General features: G+C 61.6%; 12 protein-coding genes. 4 read left to right on the top strand and 8 right to left on the bottom strand.

Annotated features, from left to right (window positions below):
• Positions 1-11: 11 nt before the first annotated feature.
• From FCN77_RS26265 to FCN77_RS10900, 6 genes are all read right to left on the bottom strand, one after another.
• Positions 12-1475, bottom strand: a complete 1464-nt coding sequence (locus FCN77_RS26265; protein WP_217496274.1) for a hypothetical protein — start codon at positions 1473-1475, stop codon at positions 12-14.
• A gap of 157 nt (positions 1476-1632) precedes the next feature.
• A complete protein-coding gene (locus tag FCN77_RS10920) occupies positions 1633-2583 on the bottom strand; it encodes an IS1595 family transposase (protein WP_137322286.1) in 951 nt (316 codons plus the stop codon).
• A 163-nt stretch (positions 2584-2746) separates the two neighbouring features.
• Positions 2747-4408, bottom strand: a complete 1662-nt coding sequence (locus FCN77_RS10915; RefSeq protein WP_175417225.1) for an amidohydrolase — start codon at positions 4406-4408, stop codon at positions 2747-2749.
• Positions 4409-4457: 49 nt separating this feature from the next.
• On the bottom strand, positions 4458-5096 hold the full coding sequence (locus FCN77_RS10910) for a TetR/AcrR family transcriptional regulator (protein WP_137322284.1): 639 nt from the start codon (positions 5094-5096) through the stop codon (positions 4458-4460).
• 22 nt (positions 5097-5118) lie between these two features.
• A complete protein-coding gene (locus tag FCN77_RS10905; protein WP_137322283.1) occupies positions 5119-6597 on the bottom strand; it encodes an APC family permease in 1479 nt (492 codons plus the stop codon).
• Positions 6598-6669: 72 nt separating this feature from the next.
• On the bottom strand, positions 6670-7110 hold the full coding sequence (locus FCN77_RS10900; RefSeq protein WP_137322282.1) for an Lrp/AsnC family transcriptional regulator: 441 nt from the start codon (positions 7108-7110) through the stop codon (positions 6670-6672).
• 156 nt (positions 7111-7266) lie between these two features.
• Between FCN77_RS10900 and FCN77_RS10895 the strand changes: the two genes are divergently transcribed.
• The 3 genes from FCN77_RS10895 to FCN77_RS26795 all read left to right on the top strand — a co-directional run bounded on the left by FCN77_RS10895 (position 7267) and on the right by FCN77_RS26795 (position 11496).
• Positions 7267-10212, top strand: a complete 2946-nt coding sequence (locus tag FCN77_RS10895; RefSeq protein WP_137322281.1) for an aminotransferase — start codon at positions 7267-7269, stop codon at positions 10210-10212.
• A gap of 74 nt (positions 10213-10286) precedes the next feature.
• Positions 10287-11075, top strand: a complete 789-nt coding sequence (locus FCN77_RS10890; protein WP_254678943.1) for an SDR family NAD(P)-dependent oxidoreductase — start codon at positions 10287-10289, stop codon at positions 11073-11075.
• 202 nt (positions 11076-11277) lie between these two features.
• The gene (locus FCN77_RS26795) at positions 11278-11496 is read left to right on the top strand and encodes an alpha/beta fold hydrolase (RefSeq protein WP_254678942.1); all 219 of its coding nucleotides are present in this window, start codon (positions 11278-11280) and stop codon (positions 11494-11496) included.
• Between the two features lie 667 nt (positions 11497-12163).
• Here FCN77_RS26795 and FCN77_RS10880 read toward each other — a convergent pair.
• The gene (locus tag FCN77_RS10880) at positions 12164-13756 is read right to left on the bottom strand and encodes a GMC family oxidoreductase (protein ID WP_254678941.1); all 1593 of its coding nucleotides are present in this window, start codon (positions 13754-13756) and stop codon (positions 12164-12166) included.
• A gap of 160 nt (positions 13757-13916) precedes the next feature.
• Positions 13917-14870, bottom strand: a complete 954-nt coding sequence (locus tag FCN77_RS10875) for a helix-turn-helix domain-containing protein (protein WP_217496272.1) — start codon at positions 14868-14870, stop codon at positions 13917-13919.
• 413 nt (positions 14871-15283) lie between these two features.
• On the opposite strand from FCN77_RS10875, the gene FCN77_RS10870 reads away from it, so the two are divergent.
• On the top strand, positions 15284-16468 hold the full coding sequence (locus FCN77_RS10870) for an ABC transporter substrate-binding protein (RefSeq protein WP_137322280.1): 1185 nt from the start codon (positions 15284-15286) through the stop codon (positions 16466-16468).
• Positions 16469-16567 lie beyond the last annotated feature (99 nt).

Here is a 16567-nt window from a genome sequence, read left to right as displayed (position 1 = left end):
ACAATCTTCGTTTAACATACTGTTCCCACTTTGACTGGTCGTCCGGCTCTGCTGTGCGGGGCATGTCCGGTGAAGATGAGTTCGACGCTGTCGGGCCGGCCGATATCGAGATTGTCCGCGACGAGTGCCTCAAAGAAGCCGCGGGCGTGGCGGGGCGCGTCAAAGACGAGGGTCCCGGAGATCTCGACTTGGCGCATGGACAGCTCCCACCAGTACCCGGCGTCCGCATCGTGATCGGTCAGCGGCAAGGGGAGCACGGCGAGCCAGCGCTGGAAGAAAACCTCGATGTTACCGGGGCCGAGTCGGTCACAAATCTCCTGCAGCGACCGGGGATCCTCGCAAGCGGCGAATCCGTTGGAGAGTTCGGTGAAGGCGATCCCCGCGTGTGTGGCTTGGCGCTTGGCCCACTCGTGCCCATTGATCCAGACCTTGATTGGATACGGGAAGTACGCGCAGATCTTGATGAACGCCGGACCGAAGTCGGCATCCCAGAGATAGAAGTAGAAACACGTCACCCGCCGGTCTGCCTTGTGGAAGCCAAAGCACGGGATTCCGTTGGTGCCTTGGCGCTGGGTGGAGGCGAAAACATTCTGGTACTCCTGGGCAACCCCGATCGCGACGACTCCGGACCGGCCAACCCTTTCCTGCGCGCGCATATAGCGTCGCATCACGTCGATCTTGCGGTCGTCCTTGGCGAAGCGGATCAACGGGATGTGGTTGGCCTCGGCAAAGGAATTCACCGAGCGGCGAAAGACGGTTCCGATCTTTTCCAGGATCGCCGGGGAAGGGATTCGATCGCCCAGATGCCTGGTCATGAACGAAACGACCTGACCGCCGACCTGCAGGTTCGGGACGTAGCCATTGAGATAGATCCGGTCCAGGCACTGAACATCCAGGGCCACGTGGCCTTCGAGGACGTCATACCGCAACGCGCACACGATCAACTTCGCCGACCCGACGGCCCGCCCAGAACAAGCAGTCAAAACGAATCCCGTGACATCGGCTGCAGTCAGGCTGGCAAGTTCGAGCACGTCACCGCGCAGACGACTCACAAGGAACGGCCGCACGCAGTCGACGTAGCCGCGCGCCGTGCCCGCGGTCAGGCCCCGCTCACGAAGCAGCCAGACACGGTAGCGGGACAACAGCTCCTCCATCGGTCCCAGCGGAACCTCCGGCGGAACAGGCACCACTCCCAGCCGAACGAGGTAGTCCAGGAGCGGCCGCAAGGCCTTCACTGACCGGTATTCCCGATAACCGGCCGCACGGCGCTCAACCAGATAGACCTCCAGGACCTGACCGCTCAGATCGCCAAGACTGACGCCCGCTGCCTGCATCCAGCGATCCAGATGCGCAATGAAACAGACGTGCTGCTCGGCCGAGGCCCGCGAATACCCCTGTCTAAGCAGTTCCTCGGCGAACCCCTCAACGTGCGGTTCCAACGGCCCGCTCACTAACGACCGCAGCAACTTGACCATGACGCTCTCCTCTCCAGAACGGAAAGGCAAGCATGGATCAACTCACCGGATTATGCCGACCTCGCCAGCACAAAACCCCCGCCCCGAAACGGAACCCGAGGCCACATCGGCATAATCCGGACGTCGGCATAATGCACGTAGTGGGTATCCGGTTAGCTCAGGTAACGGGGTCCGATCCCGGATCGTGGGCAGTGATTTGGCGGTAGGTCGTCGGTGCTTGCGTAGTGCCGAGGCCGAGCAGGGACTGGAAGGCCGCCATGGGCGTGCCGCGCCTGTTGTAGCGGAACGTGAATTCATCCAGGTACACCTGTAGGTGTTCATTGCCTACGGAGCGGTGGGTTCCCCGCAGCCAGGTCTTGAGGTTGCTGATGGCGCGGTGCACGCGGGGAAGGACCGGGTCGGTGTCGCCGGCCTTCTTGGCAGCCCGCTGGGAGCGAGGGCGGTGGGTGTAGCCCTTTTTGGCCAAGGGGGCGTAGCCCATCCACCCGTCAGTATGCACGATGGCCCCAGGGGCCACGGTGTCCATCACGAAACCGGTCAGAGTGTCACCGGAGGCATCGTGGATCACTTTCATTCGCACCCTTCCCGAGCCCTGGCCGCGCACCTCCACTGCGACGACGACCTGCGTGGCCCGGGCTGTGAGGCTCCTGCCGCCGCGTCTGCCGATCTCAGGACCGCCGACCTCGCACTCGTCCACCTCGACCTCACCGGTCAGCAAGGTGCGTTCCGGGTTGACCATAGCCCGGCGCAGCTTGTGCAGCATGGTCCACGCCGTCTCGTACCGGGACAATCCGAGCTGTCGCTGCAGCTGCCGGGCGGAGATCCCCGGGGTACCCGTCGTCATCAGGTAGGCCGCCCAGAACCATAAATGCAGCGCTGTGTGGGTCTTGTGGAGCACAGTACCGGCCGTCAGCGAGACTTGGTAACGGCAGGCGGCGCATTCCCAAAGTCCCCGCGCCGCCAGGGGCCAGGCATACCGACCCTGACACCGCGGACACACGTAGCCGTCCGGCCAGCGGCACTCAGCCAGATAGTCCAGACACGCCTTCTCGTCACCAAACCGTGCCTGGAACTCCAGAATCGTCCGCGGAAAATCCGGTCTCGACATCTAGCCAGACTACCTGAGCTAACCGGATACCCACTATGCACGTTATGCCGACGTCGGCATAACGTGCACCTGATCCGCAACAGCTTCCGCTACGCCGGACGCCAGCACCGTGAGGGCATCGTCAAGGCGCTCAAGCCGGGGCGTTCGTCCCGGTGGCCTGGAACTATGCCTGACCGACGTGAACGATTCCCGTTGCCAGGGCCAGACGGTTATCAACAACAACTTTCCCGTCAACCACGGTCAGGATCACCGGAGTCTGGGCGAACTCGTCCGGCTCTGTTGTCAGTGGATTGTGCCCTACCACCGTCAGGTCGGCGCGGGCCCCCTCCTCAACGATTCCGCCTTCTTCACCAACTGACCGCCAGTATTGGCTGGTGTAGCCTTCGAGCGCGGAACGCGCGGACAGTGCCTGTTGGAGCTGGACGGGTGGGACGTCCGGCCTTCCCGCTGGACGTCGTGTCTGGGCTGAGGCGATGATGGCCCGCGGGTCGAAGGGAGCGATGGGCCAGTCCGAACCGAGGGCAACGACGGCTCCGGCGTCCCGCAGGTCGCGGGTCCGCCAGGCGTGGTTGGCCCGTTCGGTGCCGAGCCTGCGAGACCAGTTGTCTGTGTGGTCGGCGCGGCTGTAGAGGGTGCAGTGGGTCGGTTGCAGGCTCGTGGTGGCGCCGGCGTGGATGATCTCTTCCAGGACTGAATCCGGGATGGACTCGATGTGCTCGATCCGGTGGACCGTGCCGTTCTTGGGAAGGTCTCCGATGGTCCGCGCGACGAAGGAGACGGCTTTGTCGCCAATGGCGTGCGTGGTTGTGGGTATCCGGTGTTCGTGGAAGAACCTCATGGCTGCTGCTAGGGCCTCAGGATCGTGCCAGAGCGGATGGAGGGATTCTCCGTGGGTGTCTGGCTCAAAAAGCCAGGCCGTTCCGTTGTCGATGGTGCCGTCCATCATGAGCTTGATCCCGTGAACGTGCCAGCGCCTGCCGTGCCGGCCCTGCATCGCGAGCATGGCCCGCAGATCCTCATCGGTGGCGCCGGGCATGAGCCACGGGGAGATCCGCAGCCGGATGCCGAGATCCCCTCGGAGCTCGAGGGCCTCCAGCACCTCAATGGTTTCCGGGACGCCGAAGTCAAGCATGTGGCCCGCTACCAGCCCGGACTCGGCCATGGAACGCAGGAGTTTCTCGAGTTCGTCGACGCGTTGCTCGAAGGAGCGCTGGGGCAGGATGCTGCGGACGAGGTCCTGGGCAGCCATTTCGTAGAGCATGCCGTTGGGCTTGCCGAGCTGGTCGACGCCGACATAGCCGGTACTCGGCAGCTCTTCCGCTCCGGTGATGCCGGCGAGGTTGAGGGCGGCGTCGGAAACGAGCGCGGCGTGGCCGTCGAAGAGGGTGATGAACACGAGTTCGTCATCGAGGATTCCGTCGAAGAGGGAGTTGTTGAAGCTTGCCTCCCCGAAGATGATCGGGTCGAGCCCCCAGGCGAAGAGCCACTCGGAACCAACGGTGTGGCCCGTGGAGGCTGCGTGTTTTACAAGGGCGGCGCGAACGGCGTCGAGCTCGGTGATTCCGTTCAGGTCAAGGCCACGTGCGATGTCCGCCCCGGCGATGGGGTGGATGTGGGCGTCAATCAGGCCCGGGCATACTGTTGCATCGCCGACGTCGACCACGTGCTTGGCCAGCGCAGTCCATTCTTCGGCTGCCTCGGCTCGGCCGACGAGGACGATGCGGCCATCGGAGACCGCGACGAAGCCGGCCGTTTCCTTGAGCTCCTCGCCGTAGAGAATACGGGACGAGAGGATGATGAGATCTGTGGGCTCGGGCGTGGTCAAGATATGACTCCTGGTTGTATTCGGGTGTTCGACGCCTGCCCGGGAAGGATCAGGCGTCTCTGATGGCGGCCCGCAATCCTGCCGAAAGGACATCGGCAAGGAAGCTGAAGCGGTCCACGGGGTGCTCTGCCACGGCTCTCTGTGCCGCGGTCAGATGGGGAAAGGTGCCGTGATCCTCTTCCTTGATGCTCCAAGCGGATTCCATGGTTATCGCGTCGAGGCTCGCGCCGATCGCGGCGCTGTCAAGGGTTTCCAAAACGGGAAGGACAAGATGCCTTGGCGTCCCCGCGAGCTCAAACGCTTCGGCAAAACGGTCGTAGGCCTCCAATGCTGCCGGGTGTGACACCGGTTGCGTGAGCAGGAGGGGGAGGAGCGCCGGCGCCAGGCTGTAGGCCGTTCGGAGTGCGTCAAAGGTCTGGCGGATGACATCGTCAAGGCTGCCGGACGTCAGTTCTGGCTTCGGAGCCCGCTCCACCAGGGCGCCACGGGCCAGTTCGATGATCTCCTGCCGGCCCGTAACGTGCTTGTAGAAGGATGACTGCCGGACACCGAGACGTTCCGCGAGCCGCGGGATTGAAAGGCTCTCTTCCTCTTCGAACATCTCAAGTGCCGCGCGGCCGATTGCCTTCCGTGAGAGCCTGGGTGTCCGTGGCCGTCCTAGCTGGCTGGTTTTGCTGGGATTCTGCATCTCTCAAGACTAGGCTCCGGATTCATTCTCCTTTGCCCTGTCCGATGCGCTGGTAAATGTCGGGCCGGACGCGGCGGAGGATGAGGGCTATGACGACGCCGACGATAAAGATGGTCGGCAAGACCATGATAAGGATCGTGTTAAGCGCGCCCCCGGCTGCTGCTCCGGTCATCAGTTCGAGGTTGCTCAGCAAGAGGAATGAGACTGCGAACATGACGAGCGTGGCGATGATGGCCGATGGAATCACGTACCATTTGAGCGTCTTGTCCTTTTGGCGGATAAAGAAGACCACCACGCCGATGCTGGTGAGGGCCTGCAGGAAGAGCACGCCGAGTACTCCTGGGGTATTCATCCAGATCAGAAACTGGGTGAATGGATCCAGTTCGAGTGCCGCGAACACAACCACAGAAGCTACGGCCAGTACGGACTGGACAATTCCGGCGCTCGACGGCGTGCGGTAGCGGGGGTTGATCATGCCGGCCCACGCGGGGAAGACCCCTTCCCTGCTCAAAGACAGCGTGTAGCGGTTGATGGTGTTGTGGAATGCCAACTGAGCAGCGAAGATGCTCGTGACGATCAGTATGCTCATGAGGTTCACGCACCACTCGCCGACGAAGTTGCCCGCCGCGATGTAGGCGGTGTCTCCAGCGTCCAGGTGGCCTGCGGCGAACTCTTGGACAACGTTCGGGCCGAAGGCCTGGACGATGATCCAAACAGCGAAGGCGTAGAACGCGCCGATGAAGGCGATGGAGATGTAGGTTGCACGCGGGACACTCCGGTCGGGGTCCCGCGCCTCCTCGCGATACAGGGCTCCGGATTCGAAACCCATGAATGCCGAGAAACCGAGGGCGAGGACCGCGGCGAACTGCGGGGAGAAGATGGCCTCGGGGCTGAACGATTCGAAGCCGATCCCGTGTGCGCCTCCCTGGGCCAGGACGAACGCGGCGAGGATGGCAACGATCGCGGTTTCGAGAGTGAGCAGGACGGCGACCACCTTGGCGCCGACATCGATCCCGCGCCAGCCCAGGTACCAAACGGCCCCGATGGCCACGATCCCGTAGAGCCACCACGGGACTTCGACGCCGGTGAAGGACTTGACGGCGAGATTGGCCTGGATTCCCAGCAGTCCGTAGAGGCCAATCTGAAGGCCGTTGTAACTCATCCATGCGGTGAGGCCGGAGCCAAGGCCGACGACACGGCCGAGGGTCTTGGAGATATAGCCGTAAAAGCCGCTGTAGGAGTTGACGTGTCGGGTGAGGGCCATGAAACCGATCGCGAAAAGCGCCAGGCTCAGTGCCGCGACGATATAAATGACGGGGGCGCCGACGCCGCCCACAGCGAGGGCTAGCGGGGCAATCCCCACCACGACGGTCAGCGGCGCGGCCGCTGACACCAACAAGAACACGATGTCGCGGGTTCCGACTGCGTTCTTTCTTAATCCGCCGTCAATGCCGACGGTCGCGGGCGGCATGACTGCTGCCTCTTTATTAGTGAAAGCCATTCACTTATTGTGATGGGCGGCACATGTATGAGTCAAGAGGGTGCTTCGGGAAAACTTTCCAGCGATGGGCGGCTAGTGAACGCCCCAAGTGAACCGGTGGGTGTGGGTCCGGTAGTAGGTGTAGGTCTCGACTGAGGCTATGCCGGAGACTAAACGGATCCTTCTGTTGATGACATCGAAGAGGCCTTCGTTATCGGGAGCGATGACTTCTGCGAGAATGTCGATCGAGCCCGCAGCGAGGACCACGTAGATAACTTCCTCCATGCGCCCCAATGCGTCAGCGACTTCCTCGACATCACCCTGGACGCGGATGCCGAGCATTGCCATGCTCCGGTACCCCAGCTTAAGAGGGTCGGTAACGCCCACCACGTCCAAAATTCCACGCTCTTTGAGCCGCTTAACCCGCAAGCGGGCACCCCCGGCAGACAGGCCTGCCGCGGCTGCCAGATCCGAGTACGGCATGCGGCCATCCTTCTGCAGGTGAGTGATCAGCACACGGTCTACAGCGTCCACATGCTCTAATCCTTGGTTCTGGGCTGATGCAGCATCGACCGATGACTCCGTATCAAACTCTTGATCGTCCATAGAACCATCGTATAGGATGATGATTCGTTATTAATTGTTCATCATGAGTGACTTTTCATCATCAATCTTTTCAAGAGAGTAACTATGTCTGCTTCAGTTATTGATCAAGAAGGCCTTCCCCGCCCTGATGTGTCCCCACAGGAAGCCTCCGAGCTGGCGCGCGACCTCTTCGACGTGGATGTAACGTCCATCAAGGAACTGGGTAGCCAGCAAGACCGCAACTTCCTGGTGTCAGATGGCGGCCAGCGATGGTTGCTGAAAGTCAGCAACCCGGCGTTCTCATCGGACGAAATTGCCGCGCAGAACGCAGCGATGGAACGGCTTGCCGCCGCGGGTCTCAATGCCCCGGTCCCGGTGTCTTCCCCTGCCGGGTTCCCCATCCACGTCACCTCAATAGCAGGCAGGGACCACTGCGTCCGGCTCCTCACCTTTGTCGACGGGACGCCGCTCATTGACAGGCAGCACCTCTCCCCCACGGTTCTGGGCGCACTGGGAAGTACCCTCGCCGAAGCCGCCAGCGTCCTTGCCGGCTTCGAGCACCCAGGACTGGAACGGGCCCTCCAGTGGGACCTTAGAGTAGGCGAAGAAGTCGTCGCCGAATTGCTGCACTTCGTCCGGGATCCCCATAAGCGCGACTTGCTTGAGAGCGCCTTGTCCCGCCTGAGGAAACGACTCCGGCCGCTCAGAGACGAGTTGCCTGTCCAGGCGATTCACGGGGACATTACCGACGACAATGTCGTGTTCTGCATAGATGAAACAGGTGGCACGCGGATCGCAGGCATCATCGATTTCAGTGACACGATGTACAGCTGGCGCATCAGCGAGCTCGCGGTAGCCTGTGCGTCCGTATTCCACCATGCCCCGGAGCAACCGCTGGCGCTTCTTCCGCTGGTCAAGGCTTTCAACGACGTACTTCCTCTGACCGAAGCTGAGATTACAGCTTTGTGGCCCCTGATCGTTCTTCGCGGAGCGGTGCTGGCGGTCAGCGGTGAGCAGCAAATCGCCATCGATCCAGACAATGAGTACGCTTCCTCGGCCATTGACCGGGAATGGGAGTGCTTCAACGTTCCGGCAAGCTTCGACTGGGATGTCGCCGAAGCCAGCATCAGGGCCGCCATCGGTCAACCGAAGACTCCAGCCGAACCCTCCCCACAGATGGTGCAACCGATGCTCCGCACTCAAGCCCGGACAGTGAATCTGGGCTGGGACAGCGACTCCTTCAGCGAAGGTTCCTGGCTGGAAGGTCGAGGTCAGGAACAGCGCCTCATTGACGGGGACCTCGTGGACGCCGAGGTCCTACTGACCCGCTACGGTGAAGCCCGCCTTACCCGGGCCCGTCCCCACAGCGAACTTGAACCGATCAACGTCGCTCTTGCCGTCGAGGTGCATGCAAAGGACCGACAGAGCCTCTACGCTCCCTTCGCAGGTTCGGTCACCTTCGACACCCAAACTGCCGTCCTGACACTGACCGGCACGCACGACACCATCACCCTGCAGGGACTATCAGAGGTCCCCCACCCTCCCGGAAGGTCTACCGTCAACGTCGGGGATTCTCTCGGACTCATCGGCGCCGAGGGAATCACGGTCTGGCACACCCGCAGCGCGCTGGAGAACACCCGACCGCATCCGCCCCGTTTCGTCCGCGCTTCCGAGTTCTCTGGCTACTCAGCCCTGTACCAGGACCCATCCCAGCTGCTCACAGGAGCACCTGGATTCCTCGGGTCCGAAATGTCGAAGAATGGAGACACCGACGCAGTGCTGGAGCGCCGCCGGGGAGCCTACAACTCCTTGCAAGGCTATTACTACGACGCACCGCCTCAGATCGAGAGAGGGTGGAAAGAACATCTCATTGACACGAACGGCCGCCACTACCTGGACATGGTAAACAACGTCTCAGTCCTGGGCCACGGAAACCCGGTAATTGCCTCAACGGCCTACCGGCAGTGGAGCAGGCTGAACACCAATTCGCGGTTCAACTTCAACGCCGTGGCCGAATTCTCAGAAAGATTGCTGGCCAAGGTCCCCAAGAACCTGGACACCGTCTTCCTGGTCAACAGCGGCACAGAGGCCGTGGACCTGGCGCTTCGCCTGTCCAAGGCTTTCACCAAGCGCGAGGACGTTCTCTGCTGTGAAGAGTCCTACCACGGCTGGTCGCTTGCAGCCGATGCTGTTTCCACCTCCACCTCGGACAACCCCCAAGCAGCACAGAGCCGGCCAGCCTGGGTCCATGTGGTGGATGCGCCCAACGACTATCGTGGCACGCACCGCGGTGAAGGTGCAGGAGTTCGCTATGCAGAGGACGCCGCAAGGCTGCTGCACCAACTTGAACGAGACGGCAAACCCATCGGCACGTTCATCGCCGAGCCACGCAACGGCAATGCCGGAGCCATCGGAACGCCACGGGGTTACCTGAACGCCGTGTACGCCACTGTCCGGAACCACGGCGGGGTATGCATCGCTGATGAAGTCCAGGTTGGCTACGGGCGGCTGGGCGCCCACTTCTGGGGTTTCGAAGAGCACGGCGCCGAACCGGACATCATTACGATGGCAAAAGCCATGGGCAACGGTCATCCCCTTGGGGCTGTCATTACTCGCCGCGAGATAGCCGATGCCCTCGCAGCTCAAGGCGCCTTCTTCTCCTCATCCGGCGGAAGCACGCTGAGCAGCCGCATCGGTCTGACCGTCCTTGACGTGATCGAATCCGACAAGCTTCAGGCGAACGCAGCCGCAGTCGGCCAGATTCTCACTGACGGTTTCACCGAACTCATGAACAAACACGACATCATCGGAACTGCCCACGGCATGGGCCTGTACCAAGGGCTTGAATTCGTGCGCGACCACGTCACCTTGGAACCGGCCGCGGAAGAAACACGCGCGATCTGCGCCAGGATGCTCCAACTTGGAATCATCGTGCTGCCCACCGGGGACCGTCAGAACATTCTCAAAATCAAGCCGCCGCTTTGCTTCACTGCTGAGAGCGCCCGATTCTTCCTGCGAATGCTGGACAAAGTACTCAGGGAGGGGTGGTGACCTTGCTGGTTCCGACCGCTTCCGAAGACGGAGCTCGGCCTGTGGTCCATGTCCTCACCCACGAAAGGAGCCCTGTGCCCCACCACACCCAGGCCAGTAACACGATGCCGGTTGCATTGATTACGGGAGCCGGCAGCCAGACCGGAATCGGCATGGCGTGCGCCCGCCGTCTGGGCGCAACCCACCGACTCCTCATTACCTCCACCAGCGACAGGATCCATCGGCGAGCCCAGGAGCTGAACTCCCGCGGAATCCACACAGTGTCGGTAACCGCGGACCTGACCGACCCGCGCCACGCCACGGAAATGGTGGCAAACGCGATCGACCTATTCGGCAGGCTTGACGTGCTGGTCAACAACGCAGGAATGGCTGCGGTGGGAGAGACAGCCGAGAGCTCCCCCGTGGCAGGAACCACGGACACCCAATGGCACCGATCCATCGCTCGCAACCTGGACACAACATTCTATATGACCCGCGCGGCGCTGGCGCCTATGCTCGAGGCCGGCTACGGGCGGATCGTGAACATGTCCTCGCTGTCGGGGACGGTCATGGCATACCGCCATGACGCCGGCTATCACGCAGCCAAGGCCGCCGTCGCCGGCTTCACCCGAGCTACGGCACTGGAGGTGGCCAGCTCCGGAGTGACGGTCAATGCTGTTGCTCCAGGATGGATCGCCACTGCTTCCTCTACGGCGCACGAGCTCAGTATGGGCGAAGCTACCCCGCTGGGACGCCCGGGCTGCCCGGACGAGGTAGCGGCCACTATTGCATTCCTGGCTTCACCGGGTGCGTCCTACATCACCGGCCAGGTCATCGTCATCGACGGCGGAAATTCCATTGCCGAAGAACGGCTCAGCCACTAGACCCAACTGGGAGATAGCACGACACAAGCTACGGACCGCAGCCGAGTCAGAGATGCTGGCCGTATCTGGGTGAACTTCTACAACGACTTCTTCAACACCGACAACTTCCTCGGGAACCGCCTCAGCGAGGAAGCACTGCGCAACGCGTGGAACATCGCCTCCGGCTCGCCTGGTACGCATCCTTGCCGTCGTCGACTCATGGTTGACGGACTTCCGCTCCGACGTCGAGAAGGTCACCGTCCCGGCCCTGATCGTCCACGGGACGGATGACCGCATCCTGCCGATCGACTCAACCGGCCGCGAGTTCACCAGGCGCCTCCTCTCCGCCGAGTACGTGGAGATCGAGGACGCACCGCACGGCATGCTCTGGACGCACGGCACCGAGATCAACCAAATCCTGCCACGCTTCCTGGCCAAGTAACAGCGGTCCTCCGAAGGGCGCCGGTCCACCCGGCGCCCTTCGCGCGCCCGCGGCTCCAGGTCATGAGCTTGGTCAGTAAATGCGGTTCTCCGATTCTGGCGAGGCGCGGTCCTCGGCCGCCATCCCAGGCGTCGCAAAGCCAAAGATTGCCCACTTCCTCAATCTGAGGGCCTCGTAACACGAGATCTGCGCACACGTGCAAACTCATCTTGGCCGAAACGGTGCCCGCCGACGCGACATAATTATCGGTGTTCGAAATCCCCGGAATCTCCGGGCAGCACAGTGTTGCGGGCGCCCGTCGAGGTCTCAAACGGCCAGCCCGCGGTCATAGGGGGCTCGAAACAGCCGGAGAAGTGGAGCTCGAGAACAGGGACACCCAACTATGGTGCGGCCAACAGCTGCACGACGGTTAGGCGTGGTTTCACACAGTTAGGCCAGAGTTGCCTCGGTTTGCCAAAGAGGAGTAGGGCACCACTGTCCGACGCCACTGGAACCGAGAGAGGTGATCTGCCGGCGAGCAACCGTGGTCTTCGGTGACGCGCTAATTGACCAAGAGGCGATGCCCCCACCAGCGATGGGGCATCGCCTCCTCAACTGTGCCAGTGTCACCAGGCAGCGAGGTTCCCGTAATCTCCGCAGAGGCTCTCGGTCTCCGGCCTGTCCTCACTCATGGCGCTCCCACGAAATCGGCCTGGTTTTCTTCCAGCAGGGCGTGGCTGTCACCCTTGGCATGGCCGCTTTGTTGAGCCCTAATAAACTTCGCAGCCCGCTCTGCAATCATAATCGTCGGTGCATTCGTGTTGCCCGTGGTCACCAGCGGCATGACAGAGGCGTCCGCGACACGGATCCCCGCCAGGCCCCTCACCCTTAGGGTCCGCGGGTCAACGACGGCGTCGGCGTCGACACCCATTTTGCAGGTTCCGACCTGGTGGTGGTACGTGATCACGGTCCTGCGTACATATTCTTCGAGCTCGTCATCGGACACATTGGGTCCCGGGTAGAGCTCCACGGCGCCCCACTGGGCCAGCGCCGGCGCACGACCAAGCTCACGGCACTGCCGAACCGAGGCAACAAGGGCCTTAAGGTCCTGCTCCTCACGCAAGGCACCCAGGTCAATCAGCAGAGGATCCTCGGGGCCAACGCCGGAGAGTTTGAGGGCTCCGCGGCTCACGGGCCTGACGAGACCGGCCATAAGCGTGAATCCGTTTTCCGGACCTTCCATCCATTCGGGATCGTACATCGGGAAGGAGAAGTGGATGGGCTGGGTGTCCGGTACCGCCAGGTCCGGTTCGCTCTTCCAGAAGAGATGTGTCTCGGCCGGTCCAGTTTCGGGGAAGGGGACTCCCCTCTTGGTGGTCGTGTAAATCACAGGGGAAAGGAAGTGATCCTGAAGATTCCTGCCCACCCCCGGAAGTTCATGGACAGGCTCCACGCCCGCGAGGCGCAGTTCCTCCGCCGGGCCCACGCCGGAGCGCAACAGCAACTCCGGAGAGTTGAGGGCCCCGGCCGTCAGGACGGTCTCGGTCGCCTCCAGCGTGTGCAGCGTCCCATCCTTCTCATACTGGACGCCGGTGACGGTGCCTGCCTCGATTACCAGACGCCGGACGTGTGCGCCAGTAATCAGGTGGAGATTCTCGTGGCCCACTATGGGCTTGAGGTAGGCGTGCCAGGTGTTGAACCGCTTGCCGTCGCGGATGTTCAGCTGCATCTTGGACGCGCCCTCGACGTCGCCGCTGTTGTAATCCTCATTGAATTTGATGCCGATTTCCTGCGCGGCTTCGATAATGGAGTCCTGCACAGGATTCATTGGGAATCCCTTCACCACGTCCAGCAGCCCTGAGCCGCCGCGGGTCTCCGAGGCGCCGCCGTCGTAGTTTTCGATCTCCTTGAACACGGGCAGTACGTCTTCCCAGGACCAACCAGGGTTGCCAAGGTAGGCCCAGTTGTCATAGTCCTGCTTCGCCCCGCGGACCCAGATGGCGGCATTGAGGGCATGGGATCCTCCAAGGACTTTCCCGCGCGGCAGATGGAGTCTACGTCCGGAACAGTGCTCCTGCTCGGTTGTGAAGTAGTCCCAGTCCTCGGGTCCATGCCATAGCCCTGCCAGGGAGGTGAGGTCGGCGATCATCGGGTTGCTGTCTGCTCCTCCGGCCTCAAGCACAGCGACCTTCTTGCCGTCATCCACGAGGCGGCGGGCGAGGACGGATCCGGCAGATCCGGCACCGACCACGATGAAATCAAAGGGAGTGTTCGTCATCATTGACCTTTCACGGTATTCCGCCTTTACAGCAATGGCGCTCCCTTCAAATATGGGTTCGAAACCGCGGCGTTGCCATGGATGCGAGTGCAGTACTAGTAGGAGACGAGCGCACACTTGGAATCAACAGGTCATCGCAAGCCGTGGATTCCTGACTCCGTTCCTACCGCTCACGATAATTGCTTGGTGTCTCTCCAAATGCGGTTCGGAACAGGCGGCTGAAGTGCGCGGCATCGGCAAAGCCCCACTTTGCTGCGATCGAGCTGATTGAGCGATAGGAGTGTACTGGGTCCTTCAGCTCCCTCCGGCATCGTTCGAGCCGTCTGTTACGGATCCAGTTGGCTGCCGATTCGTTCTCCTCATGAAAGAGGTTGTGCAGATAGCGGGTGGAGATGAAATGAGCCGCCGCCACTGTTGCCAGATTCAGGTCCGAATCGCCGAGGTTGGCCTCGATGAAAGCTCGGATACGAAGCATCAGTTCGGCTCGCGGGTTGCTGGCTGGCCCTTTGGACAGATCCAACTCTGAGGAGAACATGGTGGTGACGAGGTCCACGGCGTTGTACGCCAATCTCGTGCCAATGGCATCCGAAAATTGATCGAGGTTGCGCGCTATTTCCACCAGGAACGGACTGATAACCCGGCCTAGCCGTTCGTCTCTGCCCATCCTGACGGCTGTGAGCTGACCCACTGAACTGACTGGCAGGTCCATCAGTTGCGGCGGAAACATCAGCACCAAGCATCGGAACTTATCATCGAAGGCCAGCGTGTAGGGGCGCTGGGTGTCATAAACAGCGATGTCTCCTGGCAGCAGCAGGGCCTCCCTGTTGTCCTGGACCAGAAGTCCGGAGCCGGCGAGCATGATGCTCAACTTGAAGTAATGGCCGTCGGATTCCCGAATCAGGGATGGCTTCCGGAGGACGTGATGGCCGTCGGCTGAAACCTCCACTGCGGACACGTCTCCCATGGAGCGGGAACGCATCCTGCCGTGGAAGTTCTCCTTGCTGTCACACGTAACGTCCAGTGGGACAAACGACTGAGTGACGAGTTGGCGCCAAGTCTCGAAGTCTGGCGCTTCCGCTGTCGCGACTTCTTGCCGCGATGACAGTGTGAGTGCCACTTTGCCCTCTTCTCTTCATCGCCTGACCCTCCCCATTGGGGGCCGATGAGAATATGCCGACGAGATACTGCGTTGTGATCCGGATAACATCTTAGGCGCGTTTCGGGGAAAGTCACCCGAATCTGGATCCCGGCGACGTAACTCCTGCACAGTCCTCGCGGTGACCTGCCCTGGGCGTCCCGGATTCCCCTCGAGGTCCCCGGCCTGAGCCCAGCCGTCCGCTGGTCACCAATCTACATCCAGCTCAGTGGCTCCAAACGAGGTCCTTCGCATTCTGACAAGTGGCATGCCTATTTCGACAATGCGCGGGGATAGCCCGATCCGTAAATTGGCATCAGCAAGGATTCCGGGGAAGTCCGAGTACCAACGAACGGACATCGGCGTCCGTCCGTGACGCGAGAGGGAAGTTCCACATGAGCAAGAAATCACTGGCAGCAACAGCCATCAGCGCCGTCTGCCTGATGGCATTAACAGCCTGCGGAGGCAATGCAACCGGCTCGACCGCCGCGGGGCAGCCGATCGTCGTCGCCTCGGTCAACGCGCTCAGCGGCCCGGTCACGTTCTCGGAAGCGTCGCAGGCAGCCAAGGCGGTTTTCGACAAGTTCAACGCCGACGGCGGCTTGAACGGCAGGCCCATCCAGTACGAGGTACTCGATGACAAGAGCGACCCGGCGGCTGCCACGGCAGCCGCGCGGGATGCAGTAGGCAAAGGGGCCGTGGCCCTGGTTGGCTCGGCCAGCCTGCTGGACTGCGAGGTCAACTCCAAGTACTACGAGCAGGAAGGCTTGGTCTCTATTCAGGGCACCGGCGTAGACCCTAACTGCTTCAGTACCCCGAGCATTTCCCCCGTCAATTCCGGCCCCTATCTTGACAGCCAGCTCACCCTCACCTACGGCAGCGAAAAACTGGGCCTGAAAAAGATCTGCGGCCTTCTGGAGATCGCCGGATCCACCCGGCCGGCCTACCAAAAGGCCTTTGATGCGTGGAGCAAGGCGACTGGTAAAACCTTCGCCATGCTGGATGACACGGTCCCGTATGGAGCGCCGGATTTCACCCCTTACGTTGTCAAAGCCAAGGAAGCCGGCTGCGACGCCATATTCTCCAACGGTGTCGAACCGGACGCCAGCGGCGTGTTGAAGGCTGCAGAAGCCCAGGGCATGAAAGATATGACATTCCTGTTCCTGACCTCCGCCTACTCAGAGCAGTTCGCCCAAGCGGCAAGCTTTGTCGGCAAGGGTGTCTATGTGCCGGCGGAGTTCTCCCCTTACACGGTAGATGGAATCGCAGCGAACGACGACTGGAGGGAACTCATGGAAAAGAACAACATTCCGCTGACCTCTTTCGGTCAGGGCGGCTACCTGGCAGCGACCCACTTTCTCGAAACGCTCAGGACCATCAAGGGGGACGTGACGCATGAGACGGTGGCCGCAGCCTTCAAGGCCCAAACAAGACCATCCGAGAACGCTATGACCGGCACCCCCTTTATCTTTGGTGCCGGTGACAGCCACTCGTCAAATACTGCGGGCTGGCCGATCACCATCCGTCCTGGATCTACGACCTGGGAGAGCGCGGCCAACGACTGGATGACGGTGAAATAATACCCGCCCAGGCGTCCGGCCGGCGGTGCTGCTGCACCGCCCGCCTGTCCGTTGTACCCCTAATCCACATTCATTTTCGAGCTTCCCGAGGAGGCACAG

Origin of the sequence: Arthrobacter sp. 24S4-2 (genome assembly GCF_005280255.1) — a bacterium.
Classification (GTDB): domain Bacteria; phylum Actinomycetota; class Actinomycetes; order Actinomycetales; family Micrococcaceae; genus Arthrobacter.
This window is presented reverse-complemented; position numbering and strand designations above follow the sequence as displayed.